General features: G+C 74.3%; 15 protein-coding genes. 9 read left to right on the top strand and 6 right to left on the bottom strand.

The window, feature by feature from the left end; genetic code table 11:
• The first annotated feature begins 53 nt into the window (after positions 1-53).
• Entirely contained in the window at positions 54-1,775 is a 1,722-nt protein-coding gene (locus CRP52_RS09130) for a DUF885 domain-containing protein (protein ID WP_097235941.1), read from the top strand.
• Positions 1,776-2,105: 330 nt separating this feature from the next.
• Here CRP52_RS09130 and CRP52_RS09135 read toward each other — a convergent pair whose 3' ends face one another.
• On the bottom strand, positions 2,106-2,669 hold the full coding sequence (locus CRP52_RS09135; RefSeq protein ID WP_097235942.1) for a hypothetical protein: 564 nt from the start codon (positions 2,667-2,669) through the stop codon (positions 2,106-2,108).
• Between the two features lie 324 nt (positions 2,670-2,993).
• Between CRP52_RS09135 and CRP52_RS09140 the strand changes: the two genes are divergently transcribed.
• Positions 2,994-3,323, top strand: a complete 330-nt coding sequence (locus tag CRP52_RS09140) for a hypothetical protein (protein ID WP_097235943.1) — start codon at positions 2,994-2,996, stop codon at positions 3,321-3,323.
• Here the strand turns inward: CRP52_RS09140 and CRP52_RS09145 are convergent.
• Positions 3,320-4,282, bottom strand: coding sequence for a GlxA family transcriptional regulator (locus CRP52_RS09145; protein ID WP_097235944.1), 963 nt, complete (start codon positions 4,280-4,282; stop codon positions 3,320-3,322). The two genes, CRP52_RS09140 and CRP52_RS09145, sit on opposite strands and share 4 nt — an antisense overlap.
• A gap of 85 nt (positions 4,283-4,367) precedes the next feature.
• On the opposite strand from CRP52_RS09145, the gene CRP52_RS09150 reads away from it, so the two are divergent.
• Entirely contained in the window at positions 4,368-4,964 is a 597-nt protein-coding gene (locus tag CRP52_RS09150) for a cysteine hydrolase family protein (protein ID WP_097235945.1), read from the top strand.
• 3 nt (positions 4,965-4,967) lie between these two features.
• Here CRP52_RS09150 and CRP52_RS09155 read toward each other — a convergent pair whose 3' ends face one another.
• Together CRP52_RS09155 and CRP52_RS09160 are read right to left on the bottom strand one after the other, a co-directional pair.
• The gene (locus tag CRP52_RS09155; protein ID WP_097235946.1) at positions 4,968-5,513 is read right to left on the bottom strand and encodes a hypothetical protein; all 546 of its coding nucleotides are present in this window, start codon (positions 5,511-5,513) and stop codon (positions 4,968-4,970) included.
• A 62-nt stretch (positions 5,514-5,575) separates the two neighbouring features.
• Positions 5,576-6,358, bottom strand: coding sequence for an SDR family oxidoreductase (locus CRP52_RS09160; protein ID WP_097235947.1), 783 nt, complete (start codon positions 6,356-6,358; stop codon positions 5,576-5,578).
• A 103-nt stretch (positions 6,359-6,461) separates the two neighbouring features.
• Between CRP52_RS09160 and CRP52_RS09165 the strand changes: the two genes are divergently transcribed.
• Positions 6,462-7,424 carry a sigma-70 family RNA polymerase sigma factor gene (locus tag CRP52_RS09165; RefSeq protein ID WP_097235948.1) on the top strand — a complete coding sequence of 321 codons (963 nt, stop codon included), beginning with the start codon at positions 6,462-6,464 and terminating at the stop codon, positions 7,422-7,424.
• A 75-nt stretch (positions 7,425-7,499) separates the two neighbouring features.
• On the opposite strand, the gene CRP52_RS09170 is transcribed toward CRP52_RS09165, so the two are convergent.
• Positions 7,500-8,018 (bottom strand): DinB family protein, encoded by a 519-nt coding sequence (locus CRP52_RS09170; RefSeq protein WP_257032377.1) that lies wholly within the window; start codon positions 8,016-8,018, stop codon positions 7,500-7,502.
• A gap of 52 nt (positions 8,019-8,070) precedes the next feature.
• Positions 8,071-8,646 carry a nucleosidase gene (locus CRP52_RS09175; protein ID WP_097235949.1) on the bottom strand — a complete coding sequence of 192 codons (576 nt, stop codon included), beginning with the start codon at positions 8,644-8,646 and terminating at the stop codon, positions 8,071-8,073.
• A gap of 287 nt (positions 8,647-8,933) precedes the next feature.
• On the opposite strand from CRP52_RS09175, the gene CRP52_RS09180 reads away from it, so the two are divergent.
• The 5 genes from CRP52_RS09180 to CRP52_RS09200 all read left to right on the top strand — a co-directional run bounded on the left by CRP52_RS09180 (position 8,934) and on the right by CRP52_RS09200 (position 17,012).
• The gene (locus CRP52_RS09180) at positions 8,934-10,472 is read left to right on the top strand and encodes a hypothetical protein (protein WP_257032378.1); all 1,539 of its coding nucleotides are present in this window, start codon (positions 8,934-8,936) and stop codon (positions 10,470-10,472) included.
• 22 nt (positions 10,473-10,494) lie between these two features.
• Positions 10,495-11,499 carry a glutamate ABC transporter substrate-binding protein gene (locus CRP52_RS09185; RefSeq protein WP_097235950.1) on the top strand — a complete coding sequence of 335 codons (1,005 nt, stop codon included), beginning with the start codon at positions 10,495-10,497 and terminating at the stop codon, positions 11,497-11,499.
• Between the two features lie 225 nt (positions 11,500-11,724).
• Positions 11,725-13,146: a hypothetical protein gene (locus CRP52_RS09190; protein WP_097235951.1), complete on the top strand. Its 1,422-nt coding sequence runs from the start codon at positions 11,725-11,727 to the stop codon at positions 13,144-13,146.
• A gap of 5 nt (positions 13,147-13,151) precedes the next feature.
• Positions 13,152-15,689 carry a serine/threonine-protein kinase gene (locus CRP52_RS09195; RefSeq protein WP_097235952.1) on the top strand — a complete coding sequence of 846 codons (2,538 nt, stop codon included), beginning with the start codon at positions 13,152-13,154 and terminating at the stop codon, positions 15,687-15,689.
• Between the two features lie 3 nt (positions 15,690-15,692).
• On the top strand, positions 15,693-17,012 hold the full coding sequence (locus CRP52_RS09200; RefSeq protein WP_179852734.1) for a PP2C family serine/threonine-protein phosphatase: 1,320 nt from the start codon (positions 15,693-15,695) through the stop codon (positions 17,010-17,012).
• The last annotated feature ends 68 nt before the right edge of the window (positions 17,013-17,080 follow it).

Genomic DNA, 17,080 nt, shown 5'->3' on the forward strand with positions numbered 1-17,080 from the left:
CCCGGCGGCGAACTCGCCGTCGGGGCGCCCGGCGGGTGCGCCATCATGGCGCCATGGCAGATGAAACGATCACCGCTCGCACCATCGCCGACCGCTACCTCGACCAGGTCGCCGCCCAAGACCCGCTGCACGCCGCCTGGTTGGGCCTGCACCCGGGCGACGACCGGCAACCGGACCTCTCCCCGGCAGGATTCGACGCGCTCGCCGACCTCGCCCGCCGGACCCTCACCACTCTCGACGCCGCCCCCACCACCGCCCCCGTGGACGACCCCGCCGACCGGGCCTGCGCCCGGCTGCTCCGCGAGCGCCTGACCGCCGAACTGGCGATGCACGACTCCGGCGAGAACTTCCGGCAGCTGCGCAACATCGCCGCCCACGTCCACCAGGTGCGGGACATCTTCAGCTACATGCCGACCGCCACCGACGACGACTGGGCCGCGGTCGCCGGCCGGATGCGCAACCTGCCCGCCGCGCTCGACGGGTACCGCGCCACCCTCACCGAGGGGATGTCCCGGCGCCTGCTCGTCGCACCCCGCCAGGCCGCCGCCGTCATCGACCAGCTCACCGCCTGGACCGGCGAAAAGCCCGGCCCCACCGGCACCACCGGCACCGGTGAAAACACCGGCGCCGCAGGCTGGTTCGCCGACTTCGTCACCCCCGGCCCCGAGCAGCTGCGCGGTGAACTGGACGCCGCCGCCCTCCGCGCCACCGTCGCCGTCGCCGAGTTCCGCGACTGGCTGCGCAACACCTACGCGCCCGCCACCGCCGACACCCCGGACGCCGTCGGCCGGGAACGCTACCGGCTCGCCGTACGCCACCACACCGGCGCCGACGTCGACCTGGACGAGGCCTACGCCTGGGCCTGGGAGGAGTTCCACCGCACCGCGGCCGAGATGCGCGCCGAAGCCGAACGCGTCCTGCCCGGCGCGGGCGCCCTCGCCGCGATGCGGCACCTGGAGCAGCACGGCCCCGCGGTCGAGGGCGAGGAGGCGGTCCTCGACTGGCTGCAGTCGGTCATGGACCGGGCGATCACCGCCCTCGACGGCACCCACTTCGACATCTCCGGACCGCTGCGCCGGGTGGAATCCAAGCTCGCCCCCGCGGGCAGCTCCGCCTCGCCGTACTACTCCGGTCCCAGCCTCGACTTCAGCCGCCCCGGCCGCACCTACTTCCCCACCCTCGGGCGGGACACCTTCCCGACCTGGCAGCTCGTCAGCATCTGGTACCACGAGGGCGTCCCCGGCCACCACCTGCAGCTCGCCCAGTGGGTCGCCCTCGCCGACCGGCTCAGCCGCTACCAGACCACCCTCGGCATGGTCAGCGCCAACGTCGAGGGCTGGGCCCTGTACGCGGAACGCCTCATGGACGAACTGGGCTTCCTCGACACCCCGGCCCACCGGCTCGGCTTCCTCGACGAGCAGATGCTGCGCACCATCCGCGTGATCATCGACATCGGCATGCACCTGGAACTCGCCGTCCCCGCCGACTCCGGCTTCCACCCCGGCGAACGCTGGACCCCCGCACTCGCCACCGAGTTCATGGCCACCTACAACGGCAGCCCCGCCGAACTGCGCGACAGCGAGATCGTCCGCTACCTCGGCTGGCCCGCCCAGGCCATCGGCTACAAGCTCGGCGAACGCGCCTGGCTGCAGGGCCGCGAAGCCGCCCGCCGCCGCCAGGGCGCCGCCTTCGACCTCAAGTCCTGGCACATGAACGCACTCGCCCAGGGCTCCCTCGGCCTCGACGCCCTGGCCGACCACCTCGCCACCCTCTGACGAACCGCACGCCCGAGGAACGACTCCCACACCACCTCCGCCAAACCCCACGAAGATCCCCACCCGACTTCACCCCACCGAGCGGTTTGGCTCAACGAACCACCACCCCCCTGCCGAGAAGCCAGAAGGGGTGGCGGCGCTGAGGGCCGCCACCCCTCCCCACACCCCCGCCCACAGCCTCGCCAGGAACTCCCGCCGCCCCTTCGCGACCTCGCCAACTAACTCCGCTGGTCGGAATGGCGGTGTCGGCACCAAGCACGCGCCCGCACCAGCCACTACCAGCGGCAGGCAGCCCAACAACCATGACGATCAAGATCTACAGCTGGAGTACTAACCGCCCCAAGTCCCGGTCAGTTCTTCGTTGATGCTGAGGCCCGTCAGCTGGATAGTGCATCCGCTCGTGGTAGCGACAGCCTTCTCTGCCATCGGGTAGGCGGTGAAGGACAAGGGTTGCGTGTCTTTCAAGCCGTTCACGCCGATCCAGTAGGTCGAGCCGTTACCGGGGCCGGACCAGATCGCATCATGCTCCTTGCGGCCTCGCAGTCGCCTCGTGGGCTGATGCGGCTGGTGCAGGTCTTCTACCCAGCCGTCCAAACCTGGGGGTGTGGTGTCACTTACGGGGAGGCCCCAATACCAGCCGGTATCCGCATGCTGGACGAAGAACACCCCGGTCCCGTCCGCGTTCAAGGGGGGATCCGTGATGGTGAGGAACAGCATGAGGTTATCCAGTACGACCCTGTACCCGGGCGGGCCGATAATGTCCACGCCGAGTTCGTATTCCGCGTCTGGGAACTGTTCCAGGGCTTTCGGGGCCGACGGGCGCAAGAGCACTTCCCCGATGAACAACAGTGGTGAATGGCACGTGGAGTCGATCTTTGTGGCGGTCGCGGGCATGGCTGTCGCCTCTGGTTGATGAATTGCGTCGTGCGGACCTGATCCTGTCCGGCATGCTGCTGTGCGCTGCAGACGGGCGACGAAAGCCGGGGCAGCTGAGCGGGTAGATGAACCTTCCTCGGTGCTCACACGAGGGCATGTCTCAATCTCCATGCAAGCACCGTCGCGGACGTGCTGCCAGTTTTATACCTATCCCCCATCCCGGGTCACCCCGTCACATCGCCCCCCAACCGGCCCGAGTCCGGCAGCAGCACCACGACCAGGCATCCGGCCCCAGTTCGCGCGCGAGCCGGCGGGCCGTCAGCAGCGATTTCGCCGTCCGGGATGAACGGCGAGAAGGCGTCCGACGGCCGCTACACGCTCAACTACGGTGTCCACGCCGACGTCCCGGATGACCAGCAGAACGACGTGCTCCACAAGGTCCGGGACCTGCTCACCGGCGAAGGGCTCACGGTCACCGAGTACCGGGAGAACCCCGTCGGCACCCCGTCCGCCCAGCCCATCGTCGCCTTCTCGGCCCGGCACCCCGACAGCCGGTACGTCGTGGACGTCGACAGCACGGAGGGACACAACCGGATGTCCCTCGCGGTCCGGACGCCCTGCCTGATCCCGCCCTCCGACTCGGCCTCGCCGTCGGCACCGAGCACCCCCTAACCCTCCGCCTCCCGGCCGCGGAAGGCGCGGCGGTATTCGCGGGGGGCCACGCCGACCCTGGTGGTGAAGACCGGGCGGAGGGAGACGGCGGAGGTGAAGCCGCAGTGGGTGGCGACGGTGTCGACGGGGAGGTCGGTTTCCTCCAGGAGGCGTTGGGCGGTGAGGATCCGCTGGTCGAGGAGCCAGCGGACGGGGGTGGTGCCGGTGGCGGCGGTGAAGTGGCGGGCGAAGCTGCGTTCGGACATCAGGGCGGCAGCAGCCATCCGCGGGACGGTCCAGGGAGCGTCCAGGGAGGCCAGGACCTCGGCGCGGACCCGGGACAGGGGGTCGTCGGCGGTGGGGGCCGGGACCGGGGTGGGGATGAACTGGGCCTGGCCGCCGGCCCGGAAGGGGGCGGTGACCATGGCGCGGGCGATGGTGGCGGCGGCCCGCTGACCGTGGGCGGTGCGGACGAGGTGGAGGCAGAGGTCGATGCCGGCCGCGACGCCGGCCGAGGTCCACAGGCCGTCGCCGCCGGTGAACAGCACCTCGGGGCGGACGGTCACCGCCGGGAAGCGGCGGGCGAGTTCGGGGGCGAGCGCCCAGTGGGTGGTGGCCTCGCGGCCGTCGAGCAGGCCGGCCTCGGCGAGGACGAAGGCGCCCGCGCAGAGGGAGGCGATGGGCACGCCCCGGGAGCGGACGGCCCGCAGGGCGGCGTGGACGGCCGGGTCGCGGGCGGCGCCCGGGTCCTCGACGCCGGGGACCACGACCAGGTCGCAGTCGGCCAGCGCCTCCGTCCCGTGGTCGGGGACGCGCTCCAGCCCGCCGCCCAGCCGGACCCGGGCGCCGTCCGGCCCGCAGACCCGTAGGTCGAAGGCGGGCAGGCCGGGCCGGGAGGTGCGGTTGGCCCACACCTCGCCGATCACCGCGTAGTCGAAGGCCCGGACACCGTCGAAGATCAGGCAGCCCACGGTTCGCATGGCAGAGAATCTATGGCAGGAATCTCTCGATGGGTGGCTTCTCTGCCCATCACGGCCGCACCGCCCCCGCGCCCACCATGGACGCATGACGAACACCGACGCCTTCGACGCCCCGCTCACCCTCGACTCCGACGCCGTCCTGCTCCTCATCGACGTCCAGAAGGGCTTCGAGGACCGCGACTTCTGGGGCCCGCGCGACAACCCGCAGGCCGAGCAGCGGATGGCCGAGCTGATCGCCGCCTGGCAGGCCACCGGCCGGCCGATCGTCACCGTTCAGCACGCCTCCAAGGCCGGGCCGCTGGCCGAGGGCACCCCGGGGTACGAGCTGAAGGACTTCGTCGCCGGGCTCACCCCGGACCTGCACGTCACCAAGACCGTCAACAGCGCCTTCTACGGCACCCCCGACCTGCACGCCTGGCTGCAGGAGCGCGGCGCCCGCCAGCTGGTGATCACCGGGATCATCACCAACGTGTGCAACGAGACCACCGCCCGGATGGCCGGCAACCTCGGCTACGACGCGATCTTCCCGACCGACGCCATGCACTCCTTCGACATGACCGGCCCCGACGGCACCACCGTCCCCGCCGCCGACCTCGCCCGCGCCACCGCCACCACCCTGCACGCGATGCGCTTCGCCAAGGTGGTCACGACGGAGGACGTCGTCCGAGCGGCAAAGGCCTGACGGCTACGCCCGGAACAGCGGCTCGTACGCGCCGCCCTCCTCCGCGTTGAGCAGCACGAAGGACGGCCCGAGGCCGAACGCCACCTCGCGCAGCCGCGCCAACGCCTCGGCCTCGGAAGGCACTTCGAGGCCGAGGGCGGCGGCGACGGCGTCCCGCTCGGCGGGCAGGTCGAGGTCGCGCTCCAGGGACTCCTCGGCCATCTCCAGGTACTCCGCGGTCGCATTCGCGCTCTCCTCCTGCGTCAGCCGGTGGCAGTCCCGCCACCACGGCACGGCCAGCAGCAGCCGGACCAGCTCCGGCACACCGACGGCCAGCAGGGCCGCGCCGCCCTCGGAGTCGGCGAACAGCACGGGCCGCTCCTCGCCGCCCTCGCCGCACAGGAAGTAGGTGCCGCCCGCGTTGTCCTTGGCGAACCGCTCCAGCGCCGCTCCGGAGGCGAGCACGACCTCCTCCACGTGCTCGTAGCTGCGGGTGGGGTCGAAGTCCCCGTGCCAGATCAGGTGGTCGAGGGCGTCGGGGTTGGCGCGGAGCGCGTCGAGGAGGGACATGGCGGCCACCCTACGACGCCCCACGGACACGCCCCCGACAGCCGGCTCGGGCCACAGCCGGCTCAGGCCGCGAGCCGCTCCGCCAGGAACTCCTCCCAGGTCCGCCGCCCGAGCTCCGCGCCCGCGAGGGTCAGGTTCTCCCCCGCCCGGTAGGCGCGCCCGACCTTGCCGGGCACCCGTACCGGCAACTGCCGGCGGCTGCGCCCGCGCGCCTCCAGGTAGCGCCTGGTCAGCTCGCCCATCTCGTACACCGCGGGCCCGGCCAGGTCGGGCACCATCCCGGCCGGCTCGTGCAGCGTCAACTCCACCAGCCGGGCGGCGACTTCGCGCACGTCCACGGGCTGCCAGCGGACCCCGCCGGGCGCCGGCACGACCGGCAGCTTCGCCATCTTCTCCACCACCGTGAACGCCAGGTCGTGGAACTGTGCGGCGCGCAGGATCGTGTACGGCAGACCCGAGCCGGCCACCGCCTCCTCGGCGGCGTGCTTGGCCCGGAAGTAGCCGAGCGGGATCCGGTCGGCGCCGATCACCGAGATGTACACCAGGTGCCGCACCCCGGCCCGCTGCGCGGCGGCGACCAGCAGGCGGGTGGCGGCGTCGTCGCCCTTGGGGCCGCCTGCGAGGTGCAGCACGGTGTCCACGCCGACCAGCGCCTCGTCCAACCGGGCGGCCGCCTCGGCCGGATCGCCGAGCAGGTCGCCGCGTACGTACGTCACGCCGTCGGCGGCGGTGCGCTCCTGCCGGCTGAGCACGCGCACCGGCCGCCCGGCCGCGCGCAGCAGCGGTACGACCTGCCGGCCGAGGGTGCCGGTGCCGCCGGTCACAAGCACGGGGTTGTTCGTCACGATCGTCTCCGGTTCGTCCCGGGCGGGGAGTTGATCTCCCCGCCGCAGCCGTTGTTGGGTGGCTCCTGCTGCTCTGACCCCCGGCGACGAAGGAATGTGACAGGTGGACGAGAAAGACGGAAAGAAAGACGGGAAAGAAGTCGGGACGAAGGAGGAGAGCGCTGCCCGGGCCGCGTTCTTCGAGGAGCAGCGCCCGCACCTGCGCGCGGTCGCGTACCGGATGCTCGGCTCGATCAGCGAGGCGGAGGACGCCCTCCAGGAGTCCTGGCTCCGCTACGACCGCTCCGACACCGCCGCGGTGGAGAACCTCGGCGGCTGGCTGACCACGGTGGTCTCCCGGGTCTGCCTGAACCTGCTGCGCGCCCGCGCCGCCCGCCGGGAGGAGCCGCTGGAGCCGGCCGGGCCGGGCGGCGAGCCGGGCCCGCGCATCCCGGACCCGCTGCTGCGCCGGGAGGGCGTGGTGGACCCGGAGCAGGAGGTGATGCTGGCGGACTCGGTCGGGCTGGCGCTGATGGTGGTGATGGAGTCGCTGTCGCCCGCCGAGCGGGTGGCCTTCGTGCTGCACGACCTGTTCGCCGTGCCCTTCGACGAGATCGCGCCGCTGATCGAGAAGACCGCGGCCGCCACCCGCCAGCTGGCCAGCCGGGCCCGCCGCAAGGTGCAGCGGCAGGCGCCCGCGCCGGATCCGGACCTGGGCCGGCAGCGGCTGGCGGTGGACGCCTTCTTCGCCGCCGCCCGCAACGGGGACCTGGACGCGCTGGTCGCCGTGCTCGACCCGGACGTGGTGCTGCGCTCGGACGGCGGGGCGGTGATGGCCCGGCACACGGTGGTGCTCTCGGGCGCCGCCACGGTAGCCGGCCAGGCGGTGCTGTGGGGCACGCTGTCGCCGTTCGCCCGCCCGGCGCTGGTCAACGGCACCGCGGGCGCGGTGGTGATCGGCGACAACGGCCGGGCGCTGTCGATCATGGCGTTCACCGTCGTGGCCGGCGCGATCGTCGCGATCGACGTGCTCACCGACCCGGAGCGGCTGGCGGCGCTGGACCTCTCGGCCTTCCGCGACCGGTAGGACCGCCGGAGCCGTCGACGGGCGGGGGGTGGGAAGGCGACCGCCTTCCCACCCCCCTTCCGGAGCAGCCCGCCCTCAGCGCCCGACCGCCCCGTCCAGCTGCTCGCGGATGATGTCCGCGTGCCCGGCGTGCCGCCCGGTCTCCTCGATCATGTGGACCAGCACCCACCGCAGCGACGGCCCCTCGATGACGTCCGGCCGCAGCGACCGCACGCCCGGCCGGTCGAGGTCCGGAGCGGCGGCCGCCACCGCGTTGGACCGCTTGACCGCCTCCCGGTAGGCGGCGACCTGCTCCGCCACGGTCACGCCGTCCAGCGGGTCGCGGTCCACGTCGTACGGCCCCTCGGCCTCGCCCTGGTAGGCCCAGGCGAACCAGTTGTGCTCGACCGCGGTCAGGTGCCGGAGCAGCCACAGCAGGCTGGTGCCGGAGGCGACGCCGGGGCGCCGGGCGTCCTCGTCGGAGAGCCCGTCGACCTTGCCGATGACCCCTTCGCGCAGGTAGTCGAGGAAGGCCAGCAGGGTGGTCGGTTCGTCCGCGTTCAGGCTCGGCGGGCGGGTGTCGGAGAGCTTGCTCGGCTCGGGATTCTGGGTCACCGAGCCACCCTAGCCACCTTCTCCGCCACGGAGAACCGACTTTGACGCACGGTCACCAGCCCTGCGTGGCAACCCAGTCGGCGAGGTGCCGGGCGCAGTCGTCGACCGACTCCCGCCAGGTGTGGCCCGCGCCCTCGCCGGCCTCGTCGCTGACGTGTTTGACGAGGCGCACCGGCACCCCGGCCCGGTGGGCGACGGTGGCGACGGCGTAGCCCTCCATGTCGACCAGGTCGGCGTGCTCGGCGAGCCGGTCGCGGGCCGCCGCGTCGGAGACGAACAGGTCCCCGGTGGCCAGCACCGGCCCGTCGCCCTTGCCGATCACCAGCGGGGCGCCGTACTGGCGGCCGGTGAGCGCGTGCAGGGCGGCGGTGTCGAGGTCGTGCTGGATCACCTGGACGACGTGGTGGGTGCCCTCCCAGCCGGGGCGCAGCGCGCCGGCCGTACCGAGGTTGATCACCTCGGAGGGCTTCTCGCCCTGGGCGAGGACGGCGGCGAGCGCGGCGGCGGCGTTGACCTTCCCCATCCCGGTGAGCAGCACGGGCAGCCCGTCGCCGAGGTGGGCGGCCTCCTCGCGGACGGCGACGACGAGCAGCGGGCGGTCGGGCGTGATCGTTCCAAGCAGGCGCATGGGGCCATCGTACGGAGCGGGGGGCTGCCGCACCCGGGAGCGCGCGCCCACAAACGGACCCCCGCATTCCCCCCGTGTGAAGGAACCGCGTAGGGTGCGGGCCGCGTCGGACGGTTCGCCACCTCTCCGTACGGGGTCGGAAACGCCCCGGGGGGAACGTGCGGAAACCGTGCACGACAAGCTCAAGATCGGCGCAAGTCGGGTGTGGCCGGGGGGAGTCGCGGCCATACTGCTGCCATCGGCCGGGCCCCGGGGAACGGGTTCGGCTCCAGGGGAGGATGAGGCGGGTGGCGACACCAGCAGGCAACGGCGCACCGGGCGCCCCGATCCCGGCACGGCCGAACGGCCCGCCGGTACCACCGCGGACGGCCGGGGCACCGGGCACCGCGGTCAGGCCGGCCGCCATCGCGCCGGCACCGTTCGCGGGCCCGCACGCCGCCGCGCAGCCCGGCGCCCTCGCGGCGCCCGGCCCCGGCGGGGCGCCCGCCCCGCGCCCCCGGGCCGTCCTGGCCACGGGCGTACGGGCCCGGCTGGCGCAGGCCACCCGTACGGCGCCCGGCCGGCTGCGGCTGGCCGGGGTGGTGCTCACGGTGCTGACGGTGGCCTTCGGCGGGCTCACCGCCTGGCAGTTGGAGACCAGGGCGCAGGCCGCCGACCGGGTGGTCTCGTACAGCCAGCCGCTCAGCCGGGACGCCGCCGAGATCCACCGCAACCTGGCCGATGCCGCCACCACCGCGGCGACCGGCTTCCTGCTGGCGGGGGCCGAGCCGAAGGAGGTCCGGGACCGCTACGAGCAGGACCTGGCCACGGCCGCCAAGCTCGTCGCCCAGGCCGCCGCCCGGACCACCTCGACCTCCCCCGCGCAGGACTCACTCGCCCGGCTGAACCAGCAACTCCCGGCGTACGCCGGACTGGTGGAAACCGCCCGGGCCGACAACCGGCAGGGCATCCCGCTCGGCGGCGCCTACCTGCGGTACGCCTCCGAGCAGATGCAGACCGTCCTGCTGCCGACCGCCGCCGAACTGGCCGCCGTCGAGAACCAGGAGCTGGCTGACGACTACGCCGCGGCCGAGTCGGTGCCCTGGGCGGCGTACGGCCTGGCGGCGCTCACCCTGGCGGCGCTGGCCTGGGTGCAGCTGACGCTGTTCCGCCGCACCAACCGGGTGTTCAACGTCGGGCTGCTGGGCGCCACCGCCGCGGTGCTGGCGGGCGCGCTCTGGCTCACCGTCACCGGGCTGACCATCAGTTCGGCGCTCCAGCAGAGCGAGCGCGAGGGGGCCGGCCCGCTGCGGGCGCTCAACTCCGCCCGGGTCGACGTGCTGACCGCCCGGCTGGCGGAGAACCTGCACTTCGTCGCCCGCGGCTCGACCACCAAGTACGTCGACCAGTGGGCCAGGGCCACCGCGCACCTCGCCGGGTCCGCGGACCTCCCGCCGGAGCGCAGCGACGGTTCCCTCCCGCAGGCCGTCCGGCTCGCCCCCTCGGCCGCGCAGGCGAGCGTCCAGGAGGCGGCCAAGCAGTTCGACGAGTGGCGCACCCGGCACGACGCGGCCCGGGCGCAGGAGACCGGCAACGCCGACTACCAGGGCGCCCTGGACGCGACCGTGACGGCCAAGCCCGACGCGGCCACCGCCGACGCCGCTTTCAACGCCACCGACAGGGCACTCGCGCGGGCCGCCGACATCGAGCAGGACCACTTCACGCAGGCCGCCGTGGGCACCGGCGGGGACCTGCGCACCACCGCCGTCGCGGCCGCGCTGCTCGGCCTGGTGGCGGCGGCCGCCGCGCTGCGGGGCCTGGGGCGGCGACTGGCCGAGTACCGGTAACGGGCAAGGGGGAAACGGACAGATGCGCAAGAGGACCGTCATCGGAACAGCCACCCGGGCCCTGGCCCTGCTCGCGGCCGGCGCCGTCGTGCTCACCGCGGGCGGGCCGGTCGGCGCCGCACCCCAGGCGGCGCAGCAGGCCCAGCAGGCCCAGCAGGCCCAGCAGGCCCAGCAGGCCCAGCAGGCCCAGCAGGAACAACAAACCCAGCAGGAACAACAGGAGCAGGGCCCGACCGACACCTGCGACGTCTACAAGAGCGTGCCGCCGAGCACCGAGGACGGCCCGGCCGTGAAGGCCATCAAGGCCAGGCGCAGCCTGGTGATCGGCGTCGACCAGAACAGCTACCGGTGGGGCGCCCGCAACCCGAACACCGGCCAGATCGAAGGCTTCGACATCGACCTCGCCCGGGCGATCGGCGCCGCCGTCATGGGCGACCCGGACAAGGTGGTGCTCAAGCCGGTGGCGACCGCCGACCGGATCGACGCCGTCAAGAAGGGCCGGGTCGACCTGATCGTCCGCACCATGACGATCAACTGCAAGCGGATGGAGGACGTCGCCTTCTCCAAGCCGTACTTCAACACCACCCAGCGCGTCCTGGTCCCGAAGGCCTCCCCGGCGAAGTCCGTCGACGACGCGATCAAGGACCGGACGGTGTGCGCCGCCGACGGCTCCACCGCCCAGGCCGTGGTCACCGGCAAGAAGACCGCGGCGAAGGTCGTCACGGTGGAGAACCAGCTGGACTGCCTGGTCCTGATGCAGCTCGGCAAGGTCGACGCCACCATGACCGACACCGGCCTGGCGGCCGGTCAGGCCGCCCAGGACCAGACCGTGCGGATGGTGGACGGCGAGGCGCAGCCGGAGGTGATGGGCGTCGCCATGCTGAAGGAGAGCCCCGACCTGACCGCCCGGGTCAACCAGGTGCTGGCCGACTACTACGCCCGCGGCGACTGGGCCCGTTCATACGACCACTGGTTGAAGCCGTACATGGGCGGCGAGGCCGACCACTACTGGCCGGGCACGCACTGAAGCACACACTGAAGCACGCACTGAGCCGTCCACCGGGCCGGATCCACAGCTGGCGGGCCCGGGGCGTTGACACGGTCTTGACGCCCCGCGCCCGCTCCGCCCGAACGGTCACCGGCTAGGGTTCGGGACGATCACCACGGGGAGACCGGTGGTGGACACGGGGGTTGTCGTGGGGTCACGCGTCACGCACGTCGGGATCGCACGCGAGGAAGGAAGGACACCGCGGTGGCAGCATCGGCTGGCCCGGTACTGAGCCGGGAGGAGGTGGACCGCGCGCTCGCGCGCCTCGGCGCGGAGCGGGACGCGGTCGAGTCGGCGCTGCTCACGCTGCAGGACCACCCGGGCCTGCGGCTGCTGGACGGCGCCGAGCTGGCCGGGCGCACCCTGGAGCGGTGGTCCGTCGCCGGGAAGGGTCTGCCGCTGCTCTGGGCACTGTTCGACCGCTACTCCGAGGCGCTGGCCTCGGCGCGCGCCGTACGGGCCCGCAAGGCCAAGCCGGGTGCGCCCGAACTCGCCGAGCTGAGCGAGCTGTTGACGGGCGACGCGGTGACCGTCCCGGGCGGCGCGGTGCCGGACGGGCCGCAACTGCTGGGCGCGCCCGCCAAGCTGGTCGAGCGGATCAGCCTGGACGCGCTGATGGCCCGGATGAACTCCTGGTACGCCACCGTGCTGGAGGTGGTCAGCGCCGCCGACGCGGTCTGGTCGGCGCTGCCGGCCCGGATCGACCTGCTGCTGGCCGAACTGCACCGGGTGCGCACCCTGGCCGCCTCGCTCGGCGTGCGCATCGGCGCCCACCCGCTCGGCGACGACCTGGCCGGGCTGGAGAAGGACCTCACCGAGCTGCGCACCGAGGTGCGCGCGGACCCGCTGGCGCTGTGGCGCCCGGCCCGGGTGCCCGCCCAGCGCGGCACGGTGCCGGAGGGCTCGGCCTTCGCCGGACCCGCCGGGGTGGTGGACACCGAGCGGTTCGACCGGGCCGGGCGGGCGCTGGACGGCGTCCGGCTGGAGCTGGAGGACCTGCTGCGGCTGCGCGACGAGGCCGAGGAGCGGCTGCAGGGCGTCGGCGACCTCCTCCAGCGGGCCGACGCGACGCTGGCCGAGGCCCGCCGGGCGCGCGGCGAGGTGCTGGCGAAGATAGCGGCCAGCGACGTCCCGGCGGTGCCCGGCCCGGCGTCGGCGCTGCGCGAACGGATCGTCGCGGCGCTGGACCTGCGCCAGAGCGGGCAGTGGGGCCGGCTGGCGCCGCTGCTGGACACCCTGGAGGACGCCGCCGCCAAGGAGCTGGCCCGGGCCCGGCAGGCGCTCACCGAGGTGACCCAGCCGCTGGCCGTCCGGGCCGAGCTGCGCGGCCGGCTGGACGCCTACAAGGCGATGGCCGCCCGGCTGCGGGTCTCCGAGGACCCGGAAGTGATCGAGCGGTACGAGAAGGCGCGCTGGCTGCTCTGGAGCGCGCCGTGCGACCTGCGGGCGGCGGCCGCCGCGGTGGCCCGGTTCCAGCAGTCGCTGCGCCCGGCCCAGGCAGAGGCGGAGCGCCAGGCCGAGGCAGCGGGCCGGGCCGAGGCGGAGGACCAGGCCCGGGCCGAGGCCGGGCAGGCTCAGGGGGCGACCGGCCAGACGCCGGTCGACGGACAGGTTCAGGGGGGCTGAGGTTGATGGGCGAGACGTGCGTACGGCCGGACTGCTCCGGCGACGGCAGGATCGACGCGGACGGCTACTGCGACGAGTGCGGGCTGGCCCCGGCGGGCGGGACCACCGCCACGCCCCAGGCGCCCGCACCGGCAGCCGCGGCGGGCCCCGGCTCGCCCTGTCCCCGGGACTGCTCCGGCACCATCGACGCCGACGGCTACTGCGACGACTGCGGCCTGACCCCGCCCGGCCCCGACACCGGCGTCACCCAGCCCTACGTCCCCTCCGCCCGGGTCGCCCCGGACTCGGCGCGCAGCGCCTCCGCCCGCTCCTCCCGCACCGGCTCGGCCCGCTCGATGTCCGGCCGCTCCCGCTCGCACCGCTCGACCCGCACCGGCAGCAGCCGCTCGGTCTCGGTGCGCTCCACCCGGGGCAGCAGCAGCGCGGGCACCCGCAACCGGCTGGGCGCCGGCCTGGTCACCGTGCCGACCGTGGCGAGCGCCGACCCGGCGCAGGCGGTGCTGGCCAACCCGGAGGTGCCCGAGCGCAAGCGGTTCTGCTCCAAGTGCGAGGCCCCGGTGGGCCGGGAGAAGAACGGCCGCCCGGGCCGCCCGGACGGCTTCTGCACCAAGTGCGGCACGCCGTACTCGTTCACGCCCAAGCTGCGCCGCGGCGACCTGGTCGGCGGGCAGTACGAGGTGGTGGGCTGCCTGGCGCACGGCGGGCTCGGCTGGATCTACCTGGCGGTGGACCGGCGGCTGGACGACAAGTGGGTGGTGCTCAAGGGCCTGCTGGACACCGGGGACGAGGACGCGCTGGCCGCGGCCGTCGCCGAACGGCGCTTCCTGGCCGAGGTCGACCACCCGAACATCGTCCGGATCATCAACTTCGCCGAGCACCCGGACCTGCGCACCGGCGCCACCGACGGCTACATCGTGATGGAGTACGTCGGCGGCAAGTCGCTCAAGGACATCGCCAACGACCGCCGCGCCCCGGACGGCCGGCGCGAGCCGCTGCCGGTCGAGCAGGCCATCGCCTACGCGCTGGAGGCGCTGCCGGCCCTGGGCTACCTGCACGACCGGGGCCTGGTGTACTGCGACTTCAAGATCGACAACGCCATCCAGAGCGGCGACACCCTCAAGATCATCGACATGGGCGCCGTCCGCCGCCTCGACGACGACGGCCCGATCTACGGCACCATCGGCTACCAGGCGCCCGAGATCGCCACCGACGGCCCCTCCCCCGCCTCCGACCTCTACACCGTGGCCCGCACCCTCGCGGTGCTCACCTTCGACTTCCAGGGCTACAGCAGCACCTACCGGGACACCCTGCCCGGCCCGGAGGACGTCGAGGTCTTCGCCCGGTACGAGTCGTACTACCGGCTGCTGGTCCGCGCCACCGACCCGGACCCGGCCCGCCGCTTCGCCTCCGCCGAGGAGATGGCCGACCAGCTCACCGCCGTGCTGCGGGAGATCCTGGCCCTCCGGAACGACCGGCCCTACCCGGCCCTCTCCACCCTCTTCGGGCCCGAACTACGCGTCGTGGACACCGAGTTGGTCCTGCCGGCCAGCACGCCCGGACAGCTCCGGGTGACCGCCCTGGACCCGGCCGCCGCCGCCCTCGCCCTGCCCATCCCCCGGGTCGACCCGGGCGACCCCAACGCCGGCTTCCTCGCCACCCTGCTCTCCCCCGACCCCGCCGACGCGCTCGCCGCCCTGGCCGGCGCACCCGCCGTCTCGATGGAGAGCCGGCTGCGCGAACTGCGCGCCCTGCTCGAACTCGGCCGCCACCGCGACGCCGTGGGCCGCCTCGCCGAGCTGGAACAGGACCACCCGGACGACTGGCGGGTGGTCTGGTACCGCGGCCTCACCGCCCTCGTCGGGGCTGCCGAGGGGCTTGCGGAGCCGCCCCGAGCAGCCGATCCGGCGAGCGGGCGCGTAGCAGACCTCCGGGCGGCGGCCGAGGCCTTCGACGCCGTCTACGACGCCTTCCCCGGTGAGGCCGCCCCCAAGCTGGCCCTCGCCATCTGCGCCGAACTCCTCGGCGACGGCGGCGACGCGGCCGAGTTCTACCGGCTGGTGTGGAGCACCGACCACGCCTACCTGAGCGCCGCCTTCGGGCTGGCCCGGGTCCGGCTGGCCGAGGACGACCGCCCCGGCGCGGTCCGCGTCCTGGAGTCCGTCCCGGCCACCTCCAGCCAGTACACCGCCGCCCGGATCGCCGCCGTCCGCGCCCGGCTGCGCGAGCGGCCCGCCACCGACGAGCTGGCCGCCGACCTCGGCGCCGGCTCCGAGCAGCTGACCGCGCTGCGGCTGGACGACCGCCGCCGCGAGGAGCTGTCCGTCGAGGTGCTCAGCGCGGCCCTCGGCTGGATCGGCGCCGGTTCGGCCGGCGCCCCGCAGGCCGCCGGACTGGTGGTGCTGGGACGTCCCGCGCAGGAGCGGGAACTGCGCTTCGCCCTGGAACAGTCCTACCGGGTACTCGCCCGGTTGGCCGACCGGGCGGAGACCAGGATCGAGATGGTGGAACGGGCCAACCGTGCCCGTCCCAGGACGTGGGTGTAGCCGATGCCGCAGCAGACCGAGTGCCCGAGCTGTTCCGAGCCGATGGATCCGGAGGACGCCTACTGCGGCTCCTGCGGGGCAGGCCGGGACGGCCGGCCGGCCCCGGGCGCGATGCCCGCGGGCTGGGCCGCCGCCCGGGGTGAGGCCGTACCGCAGCAGCGCGGGCCGGTCTGCGTGCACTGCGGGCAGCCGCAGGTCACCCCGGACGGCTACTGCGAGGGCTGCGGCGGCGCCCAGCCGCGCCCGCGCGACCACATGGAGAAGGCGCTCGGCGGCGTCGCCGGGGTCAGCGACCGCGGCGTGCGCCACCACCGCAACGAGGACAGCTTCACCGTCGCCGCGACCTCGCTGCCCGGCGGCGAGCCGGTCGTGGTCGCCGTGGTGTGCGACGGCGTCTCCTCCTCCGACCGCCCGGACGAGGCCTCGGCGACCGCCGTGGACGCCGCCTCCGAGTCCCTGCTGACCTCCCTGGAGGCCGGCCGCGACCCGAACGAGGCGATGCGCGCGGCCATCGCCGACGCCGCCGGGGCCGTGGCCGACCTGGCCACCGACGGCGCCGGCCCCGCCCGGCCCGACCTCAACGCGCCCGCCTGCACCTACGTCAGCGCGATAGCGGCCGGCGGCCGGGTCACCATCGGCTGGGTCGGCGACACCCGGGCGTACTGGATCCCGGACGACCGCGCCGCCGCCGAGCCCTTCCGGCTCACCCAGGACGACTCCTGGGCGGCCCGGATGGTCGAGGCCGGGCTGATGAGCGAGGCGGAGGCCTACGCCGACCCGCGCGCCCACGCGATCACCGGCTGGCTCGGCGCCGACGCCGAGGAGGTCGTGCCGCACACCCTCGACTTCACCCCGCACGTCCCCGGCGTGGTGCTGATCTGCACCGACGGCCTGTGGAACTACGCCGAGGCGGCCACCGACCTGGCGTACTACGTCCGGCCGGACGCCCGCACCGAGCCGCTCGCCACGGCGCAGACCCTGGTGAAGTTCGCGGTCGCGGCCGGCGGCCACGACAACATCACGGTCGCCGTGCTGCCGATCGACCCGCCGGTCGTCCCCGTCGAGGAGGCCGAACAGACCCCGACCGCACTGGACCTGCCGGTGCTGACCCCGGCGGCGCCGGCGGCACGACCGGCCGTCGAGGAGGACGAGGACTACGAGCCGACCCTGCCGGACATCCCGGTGATCGGCTCCCCTGCCGCCCCGCTGCCCGCCGCCCTGCCGCCCCAGGCCCCACCGGTCCCGGCCGTCCCGCCGGCGCCTCCCGCCGCCCCGCCCGTCCCGCCGCAGCCACCCCAGCCGCCGCACCCGCCGACGGCCTGACCGGCCCGCCACCGGAGCTCGCGGACCACGGTCCGCCGGCCGGCCCGGCGCACCGCCCCACCGTCCTG

The sequence above is a fragment of the Streptomyces sp. 1331.2 genome (assembly GCF_900199205.1).
Lineage (GTDB): Bacteria > Actinomycetota > Actinomycetes > Streptomycetales > Streptomycetaceae > Kitasatospora.

Coding starts and splice junctions, on each gene's coding strand:
- CRP52_RS09185 (WP_097235950.1), top strand. CDS start 10,495: ATGCGCAAGAGGACCGTCATCGGAACAGCCACCCGGGCCCTGGCCCTG.
- CRP52_RS09140 (WP_097235943.1), top strand. CDS start 2,994: ATGAACGGCGAGAAGGCGTCCGACGGCCGCTACACGCTCAACTACGGT.
- CRP52_RS09155 (WP_097235946.1), bottom strand. CDS start 5,513: ATGTCCCTCCTCGACGCGCTCCGCGCCAACCCCGACGCCCTCGACCAC.
- CRP52_RS09150 (WP_097235945.1), top strand. CDS start 4,368: ATGACGAACACCGACGCCTTCGACGCCCCGCTCACCCTCGACTCCGAC.
- CRP52_RS09135 (WP_097235942.1), bottom strand. CDS start 2,669: ATGCCCGCGACCGCCACAAAGATCGACTCCACGTGCCATTCACCACTG.
- CRP52_RS09195 (WP_097235952.1), top strand. CDS start 13,152: ATGGGCGAGACGTGCGTACGGCCGGACTGCTCCGGCGACGGCAGGATC.
- CRP52_RS09175 (WP_097235949.1), bottom strand. CDS start 8,646: ATGCGCCTGCTTGGAACGATCACGCCCGACCGCCCGCTGCTCGTCGTC.
- CRP52_RS09145 (WP_097235944.1), bottom strand. CDS start 4,282: ATGCGAACCGTGGGCTGCCTGATCTTCGACGGTGTCCGGGCCTTCGAC.
- CRP52_RS09130 (WP_097235941.1), top strand. CDS start 54: ATGGCAGATGAAACGATCACCGCTCGCACCATCGCCGACCGCTACCTC.
- CRP52_RS09200 (WP_179852734.1), top strand. CDS start 15,693: ATGCCGCAGCAGACCGAGTGCCCGAGCTGTTCCGAGCCGATGGATCCG.